This is a genomic window from Bradyrhizobium sp. LM2.9, from assembly GCF_054056555.1.
Genome location: NZ_JBSRYJ010000002.1, coordinates 1,041,154 through 1,059,550, shown reverse-complemented (window position 1 = coordinate 1,059,550; position 18,397 = coordinate 1,041,154). Strand labels below are relative to the sequence as shown.

Annotated in this window: 13 protein-coding genes and 2 pseudogenes; 4 read left to right on the top strand and 11 right to left on the bottom strand. The window is 65.2% G+C overall.

Going from position 1 to position 18,397, the window contains the following annotated elements; translation table 11 throughout:
• Positions 1-14: 14 nt before the first annotated feature.
• Positions 15-1,046 carry an ABC transporter substrate-binding protein gene (locus ACVWW3_RS06425; protein WP_247350138.1) on the top strand — a complete coding sequence of 344 codons (1,032 nt, stop codon included), beginning with the start codon at positions 15-17 and terminating at the stop codon, positions 1,044-1,046.
• Positions 1,043-3,719, top strand: a pseudogene (locus ACVWW3_RS06420) (ATP-binding protein). Before ACVWW3_RS06425 ends, ACVWW3_RS06420 begins: the two are co-directional and overlap by 4 nt.
• A 10-nt stretch (positions 3,720-3,729) precedes the next feature.
• On the opposite strand, the gene ACVWW3_RS06415 reads toward ACVWW3_RS06420, so the two are convergent.
• A complete protein-coding gene (locus ACVWW3_RS06415) occupies positions 3,730-4,656 on the bottom strand; it encodes a LysR family transcriptional regulator (RefSeq protein WP_354105815.1) in 927 nt (308 codons plus the stop codon).
• 129 nt (positions 4,657-4,785) lie between these two features.
• On the opposite strand from ACVWW3_RS06415, the gene ACVWW3_RS06410 reads away from it, so the two are divergent.
• Together ACVWW3_RS06410 and ACVWW3_RS06405 are read left to right on the top strand one after the other, a co-directional pair.
• Positions 4,786-5,724 (top strand): ring-cleaving dioxygenase, encoded by a 939-nt coding sequence (locus tag ACVWW3_RS06410; RefSeq protein WP_456650577.1) that lies wholly within the window; start codon positions 4,786-4,788, stop codon positions 5,722-5,724.
• Positions 5,721-6,347 (top strand): alpha/beta hydrolase, encoded by a 627-nt coding sequence (locus tag ACVWW3_RS06405; protein ID WP_247444925.1) that lies wholly within the window; start codon positions 5,721-5,723, stop codon positions 6,345-6,347. Before ACVWW3_RS06410 ends, ACVWW3_RS06405 begins: the two co-directional genes overlap by 4 nt.
• A 43-nt stretch (positions 6,348-6,390) precedes the next feature.
• On the opposite strand, the gene ACVWW3_RS06400 is transcribed toward ACVWW3_RS06405, so the two are convergent.
• From ACVWW3_RS06400 to ACVWW3_RS06355, 10 genes and pseudogenes are all read right to left on the bottom strand, one after another.
• The gene (locus tag ACVWW3_RS06400) at positions 6,391-7,365 is read right to left on the bottom strand and encodes a magnesium transporter CorA family protein (protein WP_456671905.1); all 975 of its coding nucleotides are present in this window, start codon (positions 7,363-7,365) and stop codon (positions 6,391-6,393) included.
• Between the two features lie 361 nt (positions 7,366-7,726).
• Positions 7,727-9,223, bottom strand: coding sequence for an ABC transporter substrate-binding protein (locus ACVWW3_RS06395; protein WP_456650578.1), 1,497 nt, complete (start codon positions 9,221-9,223; stop codon positions 7,727-7,729).
• Between the two features lie 53 nt (positions 9,224-9,276).
• Positions 9,277-10,282: pseudogene (locus ACVWW3_RS06390) on the bottom strand (ABC transporter ATP-binding protein).
• Positions 10,279-11,292, bottom strand: coding sequence for an ABC transporter ATP-binding protein (locus ACVWW3_RS06385; protein ID WP_456650579.1), 1,014 nt, complete (start codon positions 11,290-11,292; stop codon positions 10,279-10,281). The pseudogene ACVWW3_RS06390 and the gene ACVWW3_RS06385 overlap by 4 nt, the downstream one beginning before the upstream one ends.
• Before the next feature lie 2 nt (positions 11,293-11,294).
• Complete coding sequence (locus ACVWW3_RS06380; protein ID WP_247350121.1) at positions 11,295-12,188, bottom strand: ABC transporter permease; 894 nt, start codon at positions 12,186-12,188, stop codon at positions 11,295-11,297.
• Positions 12,185-13,135, bottom strand: a complete 951-nt coding sequence (locus ACVWW3_RS06375; RefSeq protein ID WP_456650580.1) for an ABC transporter permease — start codon at positions 13,133-13,135, stop codon at positions 12,185-12,187. Before ACVWW3_RS06375 ends, ACVWW3_RS06380 begins: the two co-directional genes overlap by 4 nt.
• Positions 13,136-13,424: 289 nt before the next feature.
• Positions 13,425-14,846 (bottom strand): amidase, encoded by a 1,422-nt coding sequence (locus ACVWW3_RS06370; RefSeq protein ID WP_456650581.1) that lies wholly within the window; start codon positions 14,844-14,846, stop codon positions 13,425-13,427.
• A gap of 126 nt (positions 14,847-14,972) precedes the next feature.
• Entirely contained in the window at positions 14,973-15,908 is a 936-nt protein-coding gene (locus ACVWW3_RS06365; protein WP_456650582.1) for a carbohydrate kinase family protein, read from the bottom strand.
• Entirely contained in the window at positions 15,902-17,551 is a 1,650-nt protein-coding gene (locus ACVWW3_RS06360; RefSeq protein ID WP_456650583.1) for an FGGY-family carbohydrate kinase, read from the bottom strand. Before ACVWW3_RS06360 ends, ACVWW3_RS06365 begins: the two co-directional genes overlap by 7 nt.
• 38 nt (positions 17,552-17,589) lie before the next feature.
• Entirely contained in the window at positions 17,590-18,363 is a 774-nt protein-coding gene (locus tag ACVWW3_RS06355; protein ID WP_456650584.1) for an SDR family NAD(P)-dependent oxidoreductase, read from the bottom strand.
• Positions 18,364-18,397 lie beyond the last annotated feature (34 nt).

The following is an 18,397-nucleotide window of genomic DNA, read 5'->3' as shown; positions in this document are numbered from 1 at the left end:
ATGCAAAGACTTTCATGACCGAACGGCCTTCCGCTCTCGCGGTCGATCGCCGCGGGTTCATTCGCCTTGCGGGCACAACCGCTGCGGGATGGCTGGCGCTCGGCGCAACATCTGATCGCATGCGGGTGGTCGCATCGCTGACCGCATTGCGGCTCGACGACGAATTGACCAGAAGAAGCATGATCGACAGCCCGACCTCTCGCCTGGGTGGCCTCATCGTGGGCTTGAGGCAGCGAGGTTGGGTCGAAGGCGTCAATTTCCGCTTCGAGCTCCGTTCGACTTTCGGCGCACCGGATAGACTGAAGACCGCGGTCCAGGAGTTGCTCGAGCTTAAGCCGGACGTGATCCTGACCGGCTCGACAGTCGAAACCGGGGCCGTCCTCGCAGTCACCAAAACCATCCCGATCGTCTTCGCGACCTCGAATGACCCTGTCGGCAATGGCTTCGTCCAAAGCCTCGCACATCCCGGCGGCAACGTCACAGGCTTCACCAGCAGCACCGCCGAGATGGGCGGCAAATGGCTTCAGCTCGTCCGGGAGGCCGTGCCGGATATCGCGCGCGTTGGTGTCCTGTTCAATCCGGCGACCACGCCCGGCGCCGGACGATTCTACCTCGACTCCCTCGAGCAAGAAGCCGCGGCGTCCGGAGTGGCGGTGGTGCTCGCGCCCGTCAGCACGGCAGCGGACATTGACGGGGCGATCAGCCGCTTTTCCGAACCGCCAAGGGCGGCGATGATCGCGCTCGTCGACAGCTTCCTGGTGGTCAACCGGCAGGCGATCGTCGCGGCAACCGCGAAATACCGCGTGCCCACGATTTACCCGTTCCATTATTTCATGGATGCGGGCGGGCTGATGAGCTATGGGCCGACGCTTGAAGTGCGCTCAGCCGACTATGTCGATCTCATCCTGCGCGGCACCAAGGCCGGCGATCTTCCGGTGCAATCGCCGCGGAAATACGAGCTCCTGATCAACCGCACGGTCGCCCGCGCGCTGGATTTGACGATCCCATTCACGCTGCTCGCACGCGCCGACGAGATCCGCGAGTGAACGAGACGATCGACCACGGACATTTGCGGACACCTCCCGGCCGGCTGTTCCGAAAATACCTCTACTCGATCGCCGCCCTCGCCTTCGCCGCGCTTGCCATCAACACCGGCTTGGACGTCTGGTTCTCATATCGCGAGCAGAAGCAGCTTCTGGCGGCGACCCAGCGCGAGCAGGCAGCGTCCGCGGCCATTCAGATCGGCCAGTTCATCGGCCAGATCGAAAGCCAGATCAGATGGCTCTCCCGCCTGCCCCCCGAGCTGTCCACGAACGAGGACGATCGTCTGAACGCCATCCGCCTCCTGCGTCTCTCGCCCGCGATCGCGGAAATCGCCGAGCTCGACGCGCAGGGCCGCGAGCAGGTGCGCGTGTCGCGCCGTGTCGCGGACAGGATCGGCAGCAAGGCCGATCTCTCCACCTTGCCCGCCTTTCGCGGCGCCAACGAAAGCCGCGCCTATTACGGACCGGTCTACTTCCTCGGTGACACCGAGCCGTTCATGACGCTTGCCACACGCGGAACGGGCCTCGCGCCGAATGTGATTGTCGCCGAGGTCAATCTTCGCTTCATCTGGGACCTCGTCGCCGGAATCAGGGTGGGCAACACCGGCAAGGCCTACGTGGTCGATCGGATGGGGGTGTTGATCGCACATCCCGATTTGTGGCCGGCACTGCGTCGCAGCGACCTCTCCAGCCATGCGGACGTCCGCGCCGCACTCGATGGCGTGGGGCCGCCCTCGGGCGGCCTGGTCAAGGAGGATCTGTCCGGTCAACGCGTGCTGTCGACCTATGCGACGGTCCCTTCACTGGGCTGGCTGGTGTTCGTCGAGCTCCCGCTCAGCGAAGCCTACGAGCCGATCTATGCATCGATCGGACGTTCGACATTTCTTCTGGTCATTCTGCTGGCCTGTGCGGTGCTCGTCTCTTTGTTTCTCAGCCGGCGCATGACCGTGCCGATCCAGATCCTGACGCAGGGCGCGCGGCGGATCGAGAGCGGCGACCTCGGCCTGCGGCTCGCGATCAAGAACCGGCGACGAGCTGGAGGCGCTCGGCGATCAGTTCAACCGGATGGCCGCTCACTTGCGCGAATCCTATGCGACACTCGAACGCAAGGTGATCGAGCGCACCTCGGAGCTGGAGAAGACCCGAGACCAGGCGCTTGCCGAGCACGACGCCGCCGAGCGCGCGCGCAGCGCGGCGGTGGCGGCCAACGAGACAAAATCGCGCTTTCTCGCGGTCGTCAGCCACGAGCTGCGCACGCCGTTGAACGGCGTCATGGGCGTGCTGCAACTGCTCGACGACGGCAGCCTCGGTGAAGCGCAGCGGCGCGGCCTCACGACCGCGGCTGCGTCGGGGGAAACGCTGATCGCGCTGGTCGATGCCATCCTGGAATATGCACGCCTGGAGGCCAGCGCCGAAACTCTGGAAACGCGTGATTTCCGGCTCGACCAGCTCATCGAAACGGCCGTCGATCTGATGCGGCCGCAGGCCTTCGGCAAGGGACTGACCTTCGACCTCGCCTGCGATGCGACAGTCAATACCTCGGTGCACGGCGATCCCGTGCGACTCAATCGCATCCTGCTCAATTTGATCGGAAACGCGATCAAGTTCACCCCGCGCGGCGGCATCGGCCTGAACGCCGCCGCCGAGCATCATGACGATCGTGCCCTGCTGCGCATCACCGTTCGCGATACCGGCATCGGCATCGCGCCCGACATGCACGAGCGGATTTTCGAGGATTTCGTCCAGGCCGACGACAGCATCGCGCGGCGGTTCGGCGGCACCGGCCTGGGGCTCGCAATCGCACGCCGCCTTACCCGCCTGATGCGCGGCGAGTTGACGGTGGCGAGCACGCCGGGTGCAGGCAGCTCATTCATGCTTGAAGTGCCGCTCGGTATTGCCGCGAGCGGCATCGCACAAGGCGCGGTTCAGCCATCATCGCGGCAGCTTCGCGTGCTGCTGGTCGACGACGATCCCGTCAATTGCGAGGTCGGCGAAGCCATGCTGAAGAGGCTCGGCCATCACCCCACGATCGCCACGAACGGCGCGTCGGCTATCGCACTCGCCCGCGACCAGGCGTTCGACATCATCCTGATGGATCTGCACATGCCCGACATGGACGGCGTGGAGGCGGCGTCACGGATCGGCAGGCTTGGTCTGCCGAGAATGCCGCGCATCATCGCCGTGACGGCCGACGTGTCGCGCCGCGCCCGCGAACGGCTTGCAGGGGCAGGCATCGCCAAGATCGTCAGCAAGCCTATCCTGATCAACGCGCTGCGCGAGGCGATCGAGGACGAACCGCAGGACGAGCCGGCAGCAGTGCGACTTGCCGCGGGCGCGTTGATCGACCGGCATTTCCTCGACGAGCAGAAAGAGCTGCTGGGCGCGACGCAAATCGAAAAGCTCCGCCGGCTTCTGCATCAAACGAGCGAGCAACTGATCGGCGACATCGCCAAGGCCGCCGAGATTGGCGAACACACGCAGTTCGCGCGTTGCGCGCATCAACTCGGCAGCGCCGCGAGCGCGCTCGGCCTCGTCCGCCTGTTCGAGCGCTGCCGCGAGATCGAGCTGGCAGCAGCCACGATGTCACCGTTCGAATGCCAGAGTGCCGCCAGCGAGCTGGTCGCGCTTCGGCAGGCCTCGATGAGCGCGCTGGACGAATTGCTCCGGCCGGCCTAACAGCGTCCGGTCAACTGGCCGCGGCGGGTTTGCGCTCGCCTGCTTCGTCGTCCTCTCGCCCAAAACGTTCGACCAGAAAGTCGATGAACAACCGCACCTTCACCGACAGGTGCCGGGTCGGCGGATACACCGCATAGAGCGCGAGCGGCGGCGCTGAATAGTCGTCCAGCACCGTCCGCAGCTGGCCTTTTCGCAACGCATCGGCGGCGATGAATTCGGGGAGCAGTGCGAGCCCCCTGCCCTTGATCGCGACATCGCGCAGCACTTCGGCATTATTGACGCAGAGCGACCAGGCCGGCTGGATCCAGTGATCGCCATCGGCGCCGGTCAGCTTCCACTGATTGCCGGTGAGCAGGAAGCCGTAGGTCAGCGACGCATGCTCGCGCAGATCCTGCGGATGTTTTGGCGTGCCGTGACGTGCGAGATAATCGGGCGAAGCGCAGATCATGCGCGCCACTGGCATGATTTTTCGCGCGATCAGGCTCGAGGACTCCAATTCCGCGATCCGCAACGTCACGTCGAAGCCGTCCTGGACGGGATCGAGCAGGTCGTCGCTGAGGACCAGTTGGAGCTGCAGCTCCGGATACCGCGCCATGAAATCGGCAAGCACCGGCCCGAGCCGCATCGTGCCGAACGACATCGGCGCGTTGACGCGCAACATGCCGCGCGGCGCCGACTGGGCTTGCGTCACCGCCTGATCGGCGGCCTCGATTTCCGAGAGGATCACGACCGCGCGCTCGAAATAGCGCTGGCCGTTCTCGGTCGGGCTCGCATGCCGCGTGGTCCGATTCAGGAGCTGGACGCCGAGGCTCTCCTCGAGGTCGGCGATGTATTTGCTGATCGCCGAGCGCGACAGCCGCAACTGGCGGCCGGCCTCGGCAAAGCTGCCGCTTTCGACAACTTTCACGAAGGCCCGGAGGCTGACCACCTTATCCAAGGGCAGGCCCCCGGGATTGTTTCCAAATTGTAGACATAGACGTCATATTTGCATGGATTGTCTCCAATCCAAAGCGGCACGATATTGACAGCCAGAGCAAGACCGCTCCCCGAGTTTTGGAGGACGACAATGTCTGGACTGCACCACGTCACCGCAATTGCCGGCGATCCCATCAGGAATTTCGGGTTTTACACCAGGGATCTGGGCCTGCGCTTCGTCAAGAAGACGGTCAATTTCGACGATCCCGGCACCTACCACTTCTATTATGGTGACGAGACCGGCCGCCCCGGCACCATCCTGACCTTCTTCCCGTGGGCCGGCGTGCCGGCCGGGCGCCGCGGCGTCGGCGAAACGCACCAGACCGCCTTCCGGGTGCCGCAACGCTCGCTCGGCTATTGGACGCAGCGCTTCACCGAGAAGGGCGTTGCTTACGAGGCGCTGGAGAAGCGCTTTGGCGAGTCCGTGCTGCCGTTCACCGACCCTGACGGCATGGCACTCGCGCTTGTCGGCGTTCCCGGTGCCGAGAACGAGCCCGGCTGGAGCAACGGCGACGTGCCGGCCGAGCACGCGATCCGCGGCTTCCACGGCGTGACATTGCTGCTCGACAGCGCGGCGAAGACGGCCGCCGTCCTCACCGACGTGTTCGACTTCAAGGAGACCGGCCGCGAAGGCTCCGTGATCCGCTTCAAGGCGCCAGGTGCTGTCGAAGGCAGCGTCGTCGACATCTACGAGGCCAAGGGATTTTTGCGTGGGCATCAGGGTGGCGGCTCCGTGCACCACATCGCCTTCCGCGCTGTCGACGACGCCGAGCAGGGCAAGATGGCGCAAAAGCTCGTGAGCAATCACGGCCTGCATCCGACCGAGCAGAGGGACCGCAACTACTTCCGCTCGATCTACTTCCGCGAACCCGGCGGCGTGCTGTTCGAGATCGCGACCGATATCCCCGGTTTCGCCGTCGACGAGCCCGTCGCGACGCTCGGACATGACCTGAAGCTGCCGAGCTTCCTCGAAGCGCAGCGCGAGCAGATCGAGGGTGTCCTGCCGAATTTGGAAGAGAGGGTGTCGTGACCGAGAATTCATTCATCCATCGCTTCGAGCCCGCGACCAGCGCGGGCTCGCCTCCTCTCCTGCTGCTGCACGGCACCGGCGGCGACGAGAACGATCTGCTCGGGCTTGGCAAAATGATCTCGCCCGGCTCCGCCCTGCTCTCGCCGCGCGGACGCGTGCTGGAGCACGGCATGCCGCGCTTCTTCCGCCGCCTCGGCGAAGGTGTATTCGACGAGGAGGACGTTCGCCGCCGCGCCCTCGAACTCAGCGACTTCGTCGCGGATGCACGGCAGCGCTACGGCCTCGCCGCGCCTGTCGCGGTCGGCTTCTCCAACGGTGCCAACATCGCCGCCGCGCTGTTGCTGCTGGAGCCGGATGTGCTGGCAGGAGCGATCCTGCTGCGCGCGATGGTGCCGCTGTCCGCGCCGCCGAAGGCCGAGCTTGCGGGCAAGCCGGTCCTGCTGTTGTCCGGGCAAGGCGACCCGATCGTGCCGGCGAGCAATTCGGCACGGCTCGCCGAGTTGCTGTTGCAAGCTGGCGCGGGCGTGACACACAAGATCCTGCCGGCGGGCCATCAATTGTCGCAAGCCGACGTGACGCTCGCCCACGACTGGATCGGCAAAATCGCTGCCGAAGTCGCCTGATCCCGAAAAGCGGCGCATCGTTTTCGGACGCTGCGCCGCCGCTCTACTCGAACCAGCCGCGCCGCTTGAACCAGATCAGCGGCAGCACGCCGCTTGCAATGATGGCGAGCCACGCCAACGGATAGCCGAACGTCCAGTCCAGCTCCGGCATGTGCTTGAAGTTCATGCCCCAGATGCCGACCAGGATCGTGGGCGGCACACCGACGACCGAGACGATCGTCAGGATCTTGAACAGCTCGTTCTGCTGGATGTTGATGAAGCCGAGCACGGCATCGAGCAGAAGCTGGATTTTGTCGGTCAGCCGCGTCTCGTAGTCGCCGAGCGAAACGACGTCCTTCGATACGGCGTGAAGCCGCTTCTTCGATGCCTCCGTGATCCATTCGCTTCCGACGTCGCCGGCAAACGACGCAATTCGCCCGACGCCTAGCAGGACGTCGCGCGTCTTGGCGAGACGGTCGGCCAGTTCACCGATGTTTTCCAGCGCCTCGCGCATCCTGCGGCTGGACCGGATCGGCCGCTTGGTGCGAACCAGTCCGCCCCTGAAGACGCTCCGCGACAGCGTATCGACTCTCACGGCGAGATGCTCCAGAGCATCGGCGCCGCGGTCGATCATGGCCTCGAGCAGGCTGGTGAACACGCACATGCCGTTCTCGAGGGTGTCATCGGAGCCGACGCGCTGGCTGACCTGGTCGAAGATGGGCAGCTCCGCAAAGCGCACCGTCACCAGCACATGCGGGCCAATGATAAAACCCACCGGCGTAATCTCGGCCTCGTTGTCCTCGTTGAGCCGGACCGCGGGCGAGCCGAGATAAAGCGTGCCGTGATCGAAGATCAGGCGGCTCGACGCCTCGATCTCGCTGAGCGACTCCGCGGACGGAATGCGTATCTTCAGCAATCGCTCGACGAATTGCTTTTCCTGCGCGGTCGCATCCAAAAGATCAGCCCAGATGATCTCGGACGGCATTTCCGCGCCAATGTTCTGCCACTCGTCGGATGGCCACCTGTACAGTTTGAGCAAGAACCGAACTCCGCATACCCTAGCGCCGGATCGCACGGCATGCGGCCATCCTGCGCTGAGCTAACGCATGAGGGTTCCGATCGTTCAAAGCCGGGGAGCATCAGAGGCGGCGTAATCCAACCAAGAGGGCGCGGCCTCCTTCGACGATGCCATCATGCCGGTGTTTTGCCCGACGGGTCAATGGCATCGCGGAACGCGCAGCGCGCAAACCGGTGAATCACGCTACGCGCAAACCATTGAAATGATTATCCCCGGCTACTGTGCATGGGGTTGTTTTTCCGGTTTTTGTTTGGACCGGGTCGTGACGATCTCTTCCGTTGGGAGAGATCGTCACCGAAATCACGCAATCGAGCTGCCCGACCTACTCCCACGCCCATGTCGAGAAATCGTTCTCGTACTGGGGCACGTGCCTCCAGACGCCCTTCAGCTTCTTGTTGGTGATGGTGATCAGCTGCGGCTGGTACAAATAGCCGGAGACTGCGTCGGTTGCCAGCATGCGCTGCGCATCGCCGAGAAGCTTTGCGCGGGCGCCTTCTTCCGGCGTCGACACGATCTGCTTGTAAAGCGCGTTGAACGCCGCGTTGTTGTAGCCGAGGTAGTAGTCCGGCTCGGTGATCTTGACGAGGTCGATCGGCTCGACATGGCTGACGATGGTGAGATCGAAATTGTGCGGACCGTTGCCGGCGAACACCTGCGACAGCCATTGCGCCCATTCGACGTTCTCGATCTTGGCGATGATACCGACCTTGGCGAGCTGAGCCGCCAGGATCTCGCCGCCCTGCCGCGCATAGGACGGCGGCGGAAGTTTCAGCGACAGCTCGAGCGGCGTGGTGATGCCGGCTTCCGCCAGCAGCTTCTTCGCCTTCTCGGGGTCGTAGGGATTGATGCCGGTGGTGTCGACGAAGCCGAGCGCGCCCGGCACGTAGAAGCTGCCGATCGGCGTGCCGAAACCGTCAACCGCGCCGTCGATCATCGCCTTGCGGTCGATCGCGGCGAGGATGGCACGGCGCACGCGGACGTCGTCGAGCGGCTTCTTGCGCTCGTTGATGCCGACGATGGTCTTGGCGCGGGAGCCGCCGACCATGACGTTGAAGCGTGGATCGGCCTTGAACTGGGCGATAGTGCGCTGGGCCGACACGCGTGGGAACGCATCGACGTCGCCGGAGAGCAGCGCCGCGGTCTGCGCCGCCGGATCGGAAATGAAGCGGATCGTCACCTTCGACAGCTTGATCGCGGCGGCGTTGCGATAATCGCCCCATTTGTTCAGTGTGATCGAAGAGCCCTTGGCCCAGGCCCCGAGCTGATAAGGCCCGGTGCCGACCGGCTGCGTGCCGTTGGTGGGTGCGCTCTTCGGCTCGACGATCGAGCCGCTCGCCTGCCCCAGCAGGAACGGCAAGTTCGGCTCGGAATATTTCACCGAGATCACGACCGTATCGGCGTCGGGCGCATCGACCTTCTCGAAGGCCTGGAACAGGCTCTTGTCCTTGTTGGTGCTGGTGGCGACAGCGTTGCGCTCGAACGAGAACTTGACCGCCGCGGAATCGAACGCCTCGCCGTTGTGGAATTTGACGCCCTTGCGCAGCTTGAACGTATAGGTCTTCAGGTCGGGCGAGGCGGTCCAGCTCTCCGCCAGCAACGGCGCGACGGTGCCGTCCTCGTTGATCTTGGTCAGCGTCTCGTAGATGTTGTAGAGCGTGACTTCGGCGATCGCGGCAGCGGCGGCGTTGGTGGGATCGAGGCCGGGTGGCTCCAGCGCCATCGCCATGACGACGCTGTCCTTCTTGCTCTGCGCCAGCACCGGCAAAGGGGCCGCGGCAAGCGCGGCGGCGAATGCAACGATCGATAATTTCCTCAACATGCGTAACTCCCGGCCTTCTCTATTCCCAGCCTACGCTAATCCCGCCGCGGACGCTAACCTTCCACGGGCAATGGCGGCAACGCCATCACGGCCTCCGCCTTGTGGCAGGCGGCGAGATGCGTCTCGCCCACCTTGCGTAGCTCAGGCAGAACCTCGCGGCAATGCTGGTCGGCGAGCGCGCAACGGGTGACATAGGGACATCCGCTCGCGGCCGCCGATTGCGAGGCGATCGCCTGGGCTCCGCGCCGGCGCCGGCCACCGCCGGCGCGCGCCCGAGGCACGGCATCCAGCAATGCTCGGGTGTAGGGATGGGCACAGCGCTCGAACAAATCCTCGGGACGGCCCCTGCTCGACGATCCGGCCGAGATACATCACCGCGACCTCGTCGCAGAGATAGTCGACGACGGCGAGGTCGTGGCTGATCAGGACATAGCTCAGGCCGAACTGCTCCTGGAGATCCTGCATCAGGTTCAAGACCTGCGCCTGCACGGAGACGTCGAGCGCGGAGACCGGCTCGTCGGCGACGATCAGCTTCGGTTGGGTGATCAGCGCGCGCGCAATGGCGATGCGCTGGCGCTGGCCGCCGGAGAACTCGTGCGGATATTTCTCCATGTCGGCGTCGCGTAAACCCACCTGCCGCAGCACCGCAGCGACGCGCGCGCGAAAAGTCCTACGATCGGCGTCTTCCAGCATGGTGAGCGGTTCGGCAACGATGCGCGCGATGGTCTGGCGCGGGTCGAGCGATCCGTAAGGGTCCTGGAACACCATCTGGAAATCGCGGCGGGCGCGGCGCAATTCGTCGGCGGAGATGCGGTTGAGGTCGCGGCCAAGCAGCGCGACCTGGCCCGATGTCGGCCGCTCCAGCGCCATCACCATCCGCGCGAAGGTCGACTTGCCGGAGCCCGACTCGCCGACGATTCCAAGGCTCTTGCCGGCATCGACCCGCACACTGACACCATTGAGCGCGCGCACCTGCCCCGGCGGACGGAACAGGCTCTCGCGCGGCAACGTGTAGCGCTGCTCGAGATCCTTCACGTCGAGAAGAGGCGCCGTGCTCATGCGGACAGCGCTCCGACATTCGCGGCCATGGACACGTCCGTCCGGATGCAGCGCACGAAGTGGCCAGGTCCGACGTCCACCATCGGTGGAAGCGCGGTCCGACACGACTCGATCACGAGCGGACACCGATCGGCGAAGGTACAGCCGGAAGGCAGATCCGCGAGCTCCGGCACCGTGCCCGAGATCGTCGTCAGCCGCGTCCCCTTGCGTGCGCCGAGCTTCGGCCGGGCGCGGAACAGGCCCTGCGTGTAGGGATGTCCCATCCGGCGGAACACCTCGTCGGTCGGCCCGCTCTCGACGACCGTGCCGCCATACATCACCATCATCCGCTGCACGTTCTCGGCGATGACGCCGAGATCGTGCGAGATCAGGATCATCGACATGCCGCGTTCATCGACGAGGTCGGCGATGAGGTCGAGGATCTGGCCCTGGATAGTGACGTCGAGCGCCGTGGTCGGCTCGTCCGCGATCAGAAGGTCCGGCTCGCAGGCGAGCGCCATCGCGATGGTGACGCGCTGGCGCTGGCCGCCGGAGAATTGGTGCGGATAGGCATCGATGCGCCTGGCCGGATCGGGTAGCCCGACGCGGTCGAGCAAGGCGATCGTCTCTTTACGCGCCTGCGCCGCCGAGTATTTCTTGTGACGGCGCAGCGGCTCGGCGACTTGATGGCCGATCGTGTGCATTGGGTTGAGCGCGGTCATCGGCTCCTGGAAGATCATGCTGATGCGGTTGCCGCGCAGGCTGCAATAATCCGCATCCGAAAGCCCGACGAGCTCGCTTCCATCCAGCTTGATGCTGCCGGTGATGACCGCGCTGTCGGGCAGCAGTCCCATCAGCGACAGTGCGGTCACCGACTTGCCGCAGCCGGACTCGCCGACGAACCCGAGCGTCTCGCCGCGTTTCAGGACGAAGCTGACGCCGCGCACCGCCTGTGCCGGCCCGCGGCTCGTGTTGAGGTGTACGCCGAGATTTTCGACCTCGATGAGCGGCATGGTCGAGCGCTCGCTCATCGTCATCGCTCCCGTGCCAGTCGTGGATCGAGCAGATCGCGCAATCCGTCGCCGAGGAGATTGAGGCCGAGCACGGCGACCGCGATCGCAGCGCCCGGATAGACCGCGAGCATCGGCGACTGGAATAGCAATGTCTGTGCGTCGTTCAGCATGCGGCCCCATGACGGCTGCGGCGGCTGCGTACCGAGCCCGAGATAGGACAGCGCGGCCTCCGCGAGGATCGCGAGCGCGAACTGGATGGTAGCCTGCACGATCAGGATCGACAGGATGTTGGGCAGGACGTGCTCGATGGTGATGCGGAAAGATCCCTTCCCCGCCGCGCGCGCGGCCAGCACGAATTCGCGCGCCCAGATCGCGTTGGCCGAGCCGCGCGTCAGCCGGATCAGCGTCGGAATCTGAAAGATGCCGATGGCGACGATCGAGGTCACCATGCCGGGCCCGACGACCGCGGAGAGCATGATCGCGGACAGCACGGCCGGAAAGGCGAAGGTGAAATCGGAGAAGCGCATGATGATCTCTTCGGTCCAGCCGCGCCGGGCCGACGCCACCAGGCCGAGGCAGACGCCGAAGGTGAGACCGATGCTCACCGCAATGATGCCGACCATGATGGTGGAGCGGGCACCCGCGAGCAGCAGCGAGACGATGTCGCGGCCGAAGACGTCGGTGCCGAGCCAGTGCGCGGCCGAGGGCGGCCGGAGCTTCGAGGCGATGTCGATCTCGTAGGGTGACCACGGCGTCCACACCAGCGAGAGCAGTGCGGAGGCGAGCACCAGCAGGCTCAGCGCACCGCCCAGGACGAAGCTGCGATGGCGCAGCGCGCGGCGCCAGAAGGTCCGGGCCGGCAGAGCACGCGTTGCAGCCGGCGCGTCGACGAGGGTGGTCAGTGGCGCGCTCACAGGTCGTGGACCTTGATGCGGGGATCGACGAAAGCATAGAGCACGTCGACCACGAAATTGACGATGACGACCATGGTCGCGAGCAGCATCACGCAGTTGCGCACCACGATCAGATCGCGATTGGCAATCGACTGGAAGATCAGGCGGCCGAGACCCGGCAGATAGAACACGTTCTCGATCACGATGGTGCCGGCCAGCAGATTGGCGAATTGCAGCCCCATCACCGTCATCACAGGGATCATCGCGTTGCGCAGCACGTGGCGCCACAGCACCTCGCGCTTGCCGAGCCCCTTCGCGCGCGCCGTGCGGACGAAGTCTTCGCGTAGCACTTCCAGCACCGCCGAGCGCGTGACACGCGCGAGGATCGCGGCCTGCACCACCGCGAGCGAGACCGCCGGCAGCAGCAGCGACTTGATACCGAGCCAGATGCCGTCCTCCCAGCCGGGAAAACCGCCCGCGGACAGCCATTGCAGCCGCACCGAAAACAACAGCACCAGCAGGATCGCGAACCAGAAATTCGGCAGCGCGATGCCTACCTGCGTTAGCGACATCACGCCGACATCGCCGACCTTGTTGTGGTTGGCCGCGGTGTAGATGCCGGCCGAGAGCGCCAGCGTCACCGTGATCAGCATCGCCATGATCGCAAGCGGAATGGTCAGCACCAGCCGCTCCGCGATCAGGCTCGCGACCGGCGTGCCATAGACATAGGAGTTGCCGAGATCGCCGACGAGAAGGCCCTTGATCCACTGCAAATAGCGAACCGCCAGCGGCTGGTCGAGCCCGAGCTTGACGGTGAGCGCGCGCACCGCGTCGGCCGAGGCATCGGCGCCCATCAGCATCTGCGCGGCATTGCCCGGAAGAGCATCCAGCACCAAGAAAATGATCACGGATGCGCCGACCATCGTCGCCAGCAAAGTCAGCAGACGTCGGAGGACAAATACGCTCATGCGCTCACGAGCTCCGACGTCGTCCTGGCGAAGGCCAGGACCCATAACCCCAGGGCACGATTTGGCGAAGACTGGTCGTCCGGTACTGTCACCGCCCGCCACCGATAGGTTCCGCGGTATGGGTCCTGGCTTTCGCCAGGACGACACCGAGGGGGTTGCGGGCGCCATGCCGCATTGGGACAAATACGCTCATGCGCGCTCGGATTCAGGGATCGTCCGCGGCACGATCAACACGTCCGGGCGCCGGAGGCAAGTCCTTTGCAAACAAGTCCTTTGCATCCCCAACTCCTCAACCCGGCCAGCGGGACAGAAGGTCGTGCGAAGCCTCGAACAGCGCGCTCACGCGCAGCAAGTCCGCATCGCTGCGGAAGCGGCCGACGAGTTGAAGGCCGATCGGCAGGCCGTCGCGGCCGAAGCCGCACGGCAGACTGATGGCGGGGTGTCCGGTCATGTTGAACGGCATGGTCCAGGGGAACCAGTGCGGCCGGACGCTGTCAAAGTGCTTGCCGTCGATCTCGATGGTGCCGAACAGGTCTTGATCGATCGGCAGCGCGGTGCGCGTGAGGGTCGGCATCGCCAGCAGGTGCCCGCGCGCAAGCAGGGATTGCACCCGGCGGAACAACGCCGTGCGCGCGAACATCGCTTCCTGATAGGTGACGCCGCTGACGTTGGTCGCAAGCGCGACCTGCTTGACGAAGGCTTCGCTGAGGGCGTCGCCGTGCTCGGCCACGAGCTTTGAAAAGCGCGTGCGCCAGACGGTGTGATTGATGGCGCGCCAGATCGGTTCGATGTCGAACCCCTCGCCGGAAAATTCCTCGAGCTCGGCACCGAGCCCGGCGAGCCGGTCGAGACTCGCCTTGAAGCCGGCGTCGACATCTGCAGAGACAGGGCGTCCGGGCGGCGACAGGCAGTACAGGATTTTCTGCCCACGCAGATCGCCGCGCGGGGCGGCGGTGCCGATGAAGTCAGGCACGGGAACGCCGATCGACCAGGGATCGCAGGAATCCTCGCCGGCCATCGCCTGCATCATCAGCGCGGTGTCGGCGACGGTTCGCGTCATCGGCGTGACATAGGTCTGGTTGCCGAAGGCATCGAGCGCTTGGCTGTGCGGGATGACGCCGTTGCTCTGCTTCAGCCCGACCACGCCGTTGCAGGCGGCGGGAATCCGTGTCGAGCCGCCGCCATCGGTCGCGATCGCAAGCGGCGCGATGCCGCTGGCAACGGCGACCGCCGCGCCGCCGCTGGAGCCGCCCGACGACCGCTCCGCGCTCCAGGCGTTGCGGGTGCGGCCGAACAGCGGCGAGTCGGTCAGGCACTTGCTCCCGAATTCCGGCGTGGTGGTCTTGCCGATCAGGATCGCGCCTTGCGCACGCAGCCGCGCGACCGCCACGGCATCCTCGTTCGGCACATTGTCCTTGTAGGGAACGGCGCCGAAAGTGGTCTTCACGCCTCTGGTGTTGACGATGTCCTTGACGGTGACGGGGATGCCGTGCAGCAGGCCGAGTGGTTCGCCAGCCATCATTTTGCGCTCGGCCGCGCGCGCCTCTGCCATCGCCTCGCCGCCACAGAGCGTGATGAAGCAGTTCAACCGGGGCTGGAGCGCCTCGGCGCGCGCGAGCACGGCGCCGACAAGTTCGACGGGGGAGACTTCCTTGCGGTCGATGCGCGCGCGCATTTCGGTGGCGGACAGGAAACAGAGATCATCGTTCATAGAAGGACCGCCTCGCGTCAGGATGCGCGGACCTTGCCAGCGTGCACCGATCCTGTCCATTTCGGCTTGCGCATGGCCGCAGTCCACCGAGACAACTCGGAAATGGGGCGAGGCCTGACGCGCTAGCTACCAGCTCCAATTGATCTCGTGGCTCCACGGCGGATCGGCACCGGGACGGGTGCAGGTCAGGCCGGCGCAATTGGCGGCAAAGGACAGCGCACGGCGAAGCTCGTCCGCGCCGATGTCCTTCAACTGTTGTCGGGCGAGACGCCCCTGCTTGTGCAGGGCGAACAACAGCGCCGCCTGAAAACTGTCGCCCGCGCCGATGGTGTCGGCCACCTCGACCTTGGGAGCGGCGACCTCGATCTGCCCTGCACCCGCATGCCACGCGATGGCGCCGCTGTTGCCGCGGGTGATGACGACAAGTCTCGCGCCCCGTGCGAGCAGCGTGCCGGCGCGCTGGTGAAACGGCTCGTCGCCGAACAGGTAGGCGAAGTCGACGTCGGACATCTTGATGAGATCTGCGCTGTCGGCGAACTCCGCCATGCGCGCGAGATAGGCGGGCTTGTCCTTGACGAGGTTGGGCCGGGAGTTCGGATCGAAGGAGATTGTCGACAACGCCCGTGCGTCCGCGATCAGGGCCTTGGTCTCGTCGGCACCCCGGTCATTGACAAGCGTGGTCGAGCCGACATGGACGGCTTCGACGGTCGCGAATGGAATGGTGCCGCGCCGATAGGTCCAGTTCCGCGTCGCAGTCTCGGCATCGTAGAAGGCGTAGTGCGACTCGCCCGCGACGATGCGAACGAAGGCGAGCGTGGTCTGGTGATCGCTGCTTGTGGCGAGAGCGAGTTCGACATTCGACGCTGTCGCGTGATCGGCGATCATGTGCCCGAACAGGTCGGTCGAGATGCCGCCGACGAAGCCTGTCGGCGCGCCCAGCCGCGCCATGCCGATCGCGACGTTGAGGCAGGAGCCGCCGACGGCCGGCATCACCGCTTCGCGCCCGTCGGTGTTTCGCGTCGGGACGAAATCGATCAGCGCATCGCCGCAGGTAATCAGCATTCGCTTCGACCTCTGGCCATCGCTGCACGGCTGCAGCGATCAACCTCGCGCAGCAGCTTGTAGACCTCGCGCTTGCGGGCGTGAAAGGCGGCGATGTCGGGCGCGGTCGGCTCGCTCTTTCGTCCCAGCGTCGACATTTTGGCCATGGTCTCGCCGATCGAGGCATAGGCGCCGCCGGCGACCGCGCCGAGCATCGCGGCGCCGAGCAGCACCGGTTCTTTGGTCTGCGGCAGCGCGACCGTGAGGCCGGTGGTGTCCGCCATGATCTGCCGCACCAGCGGGCTACGGCTCGCTCCTCCGCCCATGATCATGATGCTGGAGCGAACGCCATGCGCGGCAAAGGCCTCGATCACCTCGGCAAGCCCATAGGCGAGCCCGCACAGGCCGGCGACGAACAGCCGTTCCATCGAGGCGATATCGGTATCGAGATCGAGGCCTGCGATCACCGCGCGCGTGTCAGGATCGGCGTAGGGCGAGCGGTTGCCGATGAACTCGGGAAGGACATGGACGTCGGAGGCCAGCAGCGCGGCGCGGCTGGCGCCGCCTGCGCGTGCGATGATGCGGCGCTCGAGGAACTCGATGAGGTCGACGCCCTCACTGCGCGCCGCCGCGCTCGCTTCAGCAAACCCGGGATGCGATTTGAGGAGATGATCGATCGCCGCGCCCGCAGCCGACTGACCGCCTTCGTTGAGCCAAAAGTTCGGCACCATACCGGAATAGTAAGGACCCCAGACGCCAGGCACGAAGCACGGCTCCTTGGTCGTCGCCATGATGCAGGCCGACGTTCCCATGATATAGGCGAGCCGGTCGCTGACATCGGTCGCGCCGTCCGAGTCATCACGACCGCCAATCGCGCCGATGCCGCCGGCATGGGCATCGATCAGGGACGCACCGACCGGTGTGCCCACAGCCAGGCCGAGGTCTGCCGCGGCAGTGCGGGTGAGACCTGCACCCAGGCGCGTACCGGGGGCGACGATCTCGGTGCCAATCCGGGCATATTTCTCGGCGACGAAATCCGAGAGGCCGATGCGCTGGAAGAACGGCACGCTCCAGCCGCCGCCATCATGCGCGAGGTAGTTCCATTTGCAGGTGACGGTGCAGGTCGAGCGCTGCAGCGAGCCGGTCGCGCGCCAAGTCAGGTAATCCGCCAGATCGAAGAAGTGACCGGCGGCATCGAAGCTCGCGCGCATGTGCCGCTTCAACCACAGCAGTTTCGGTATCTCCATCTCGGGTGAAATCGAGCCGCCGACGTAACGCAGCACGGCGTCCTCGGTCTGGTTGATCACGCGCGCCTCGGCCGTAGCGCGGTGGTCCATCCAGACGATGACGTTGCGTTGCTTGTCGCCGGAGGCACTGACCGTGACCGGCTCGCCTTGCCGGTCGAGCACCACGAGGGAACAGGTCGCGTCGAAGCCAATGCCGCCGACGCTGTCGGGCGCGATGCCAGCCTCCGCCATAGCGGCGCGCACTGATCTCACGCAAGCGTCCCAGATATCCTGGGACGACTGTTCGACGATGTCGCCGGCCTCGTGCCAGGTCCTGATCGGATGCCGTGCGATCGCCAGCAAGGTGCCGGCCTCGTCAAACACCCCTGCCCGCGTGCTCGTGGTCCCTACGTCGACGCCGATATACGCTCGCGGCATTGTCGCTCCCGGTCGCTCTCGTCAGTTTTGACGCAAGCCTACCAGCAAGTGTAGCCGCCATCCACCAGCACAATGCTGCCGGTCATCAGGCTCGCCGCCTCTGAGGCAAGGAACAGTACGACGGAGGCGATCTCATCGACCTGCCCCATCCGCGCCATCGGGGTTCCACCAATCCAGGCATCGTACATTCTCGGATCGCTCTTCACGAAGGCATTGAGGGGAGTCTCGATATAGGTCGGCGCCACCGCGTTGACGCGGACGCCGCGCGCGCCCCACTCGGCGGCCAGCGATTTGGTGAGATGGTGCACCCCTGCCTTGGAGGCATTGTAGAAGCACTGCTCCTGCGGCTTGTTGACGATGAAACCCGACATCGAGCCGACATTGACGATGGCGCCGCGCTTGGCGTTGAGCATGTGCTTGCCGAACTCTCGGCAGCACCAGAAGGTGCCGTTGAGATTGACGTCGATCACATTGAGCCAGTGCTCGTCGGTCACGGTCTCCGCCGGCGTCTCGCTGCGGGCAATGCCGGCATTGTTGACGAGGATGTCGACATTGCCATAGCGGGCAACGAGGTCGCTCGCGACCTCCGCCACGCGCTTGGTGTCGGTGACGTCCATGATCGCCGTCTCGGCGTCGTAGCCCTTCGCCTTCAGGCTCTCGTTCGCGCTGTCGGCGACCTTGCTGTCGCGATCGCCGATGACGACCCTGGCGCCGGCTTCAGCCAGCGCCTCGGCGCAGGCGAACCCGATGCCCTGCCCGCCACCCGTGATGAACGCGGTCTTGCCAGTCAGCTTGAATTTTTCCAGGTACATGGTGGTATTTCCGTTTCTTTGCCGTTTCTTGCGG

Coding starts and splice junctions, on each gene's coding strand:
- ACVWW3_RS06395 (WP_456650578.1), bottom strand. CDS start 9,223: ATGTTGAGGAAATTATCGATCGTTGCATTCGCCGCCGCGCTTGCCGCG.
- ACVWW3_RS06370 (WP_456650581.1), bottom strand. CDS start 14,846: ATGAACGATGATCTCTGTTTCCTGTCCGCCACCGAAATGCGCGCGCGC.
- ACVWW3_RS06410 (WP_456650577.1), top strand. CDS start 4,786: ATGTCTGGACTGCACCACGTCACCGCAATTGCCGGCGATCCCATCAGG.
- ACVWW3_RS06375 (WP_456650580.1), bottom strand. CDS start 13,135: ATGAGCGTATTTGTCCTCCGACGTCTGCTGACTTTGCTGGCGACGATG.
- ACVWW3_RS06365 (WP_456650582.1), bottom strand. CDS start 15,908: ATGCTGATTACCTGCGGCGATGCGCTGATCGATTTCGTCCCGACGCGA.
- ACVWW3_RS06385 (WP_456650579.1), bottom strand. CDS start 11,292: ATGAGCGAGCGCTCGACCATGCCGCTCATCGAGGTCGAAAATCTCGGC.
- ACVWW3_RS06360 (WP_456650583.1), bottom strand. CDS start 17,551: ATGCCGCGAGCGTATATCGGCGTCGACGTAGGGACCACGAGCACGCGG.
- ACVWW3_RS06425 (WP_247350138.1), top strand. CDS start 15: ATGACCGAACGGCCTTCCGCTCTCGCGGTCGATCGCCGCGGGTTCATT.
- ACVWW3_RS06355 (WP_456650584.1), bottom strand. CDS start 18,363: ATGTACCTGGAAAAATTCAAGCTGACTGGCAAGACCGCGTTCATCACG.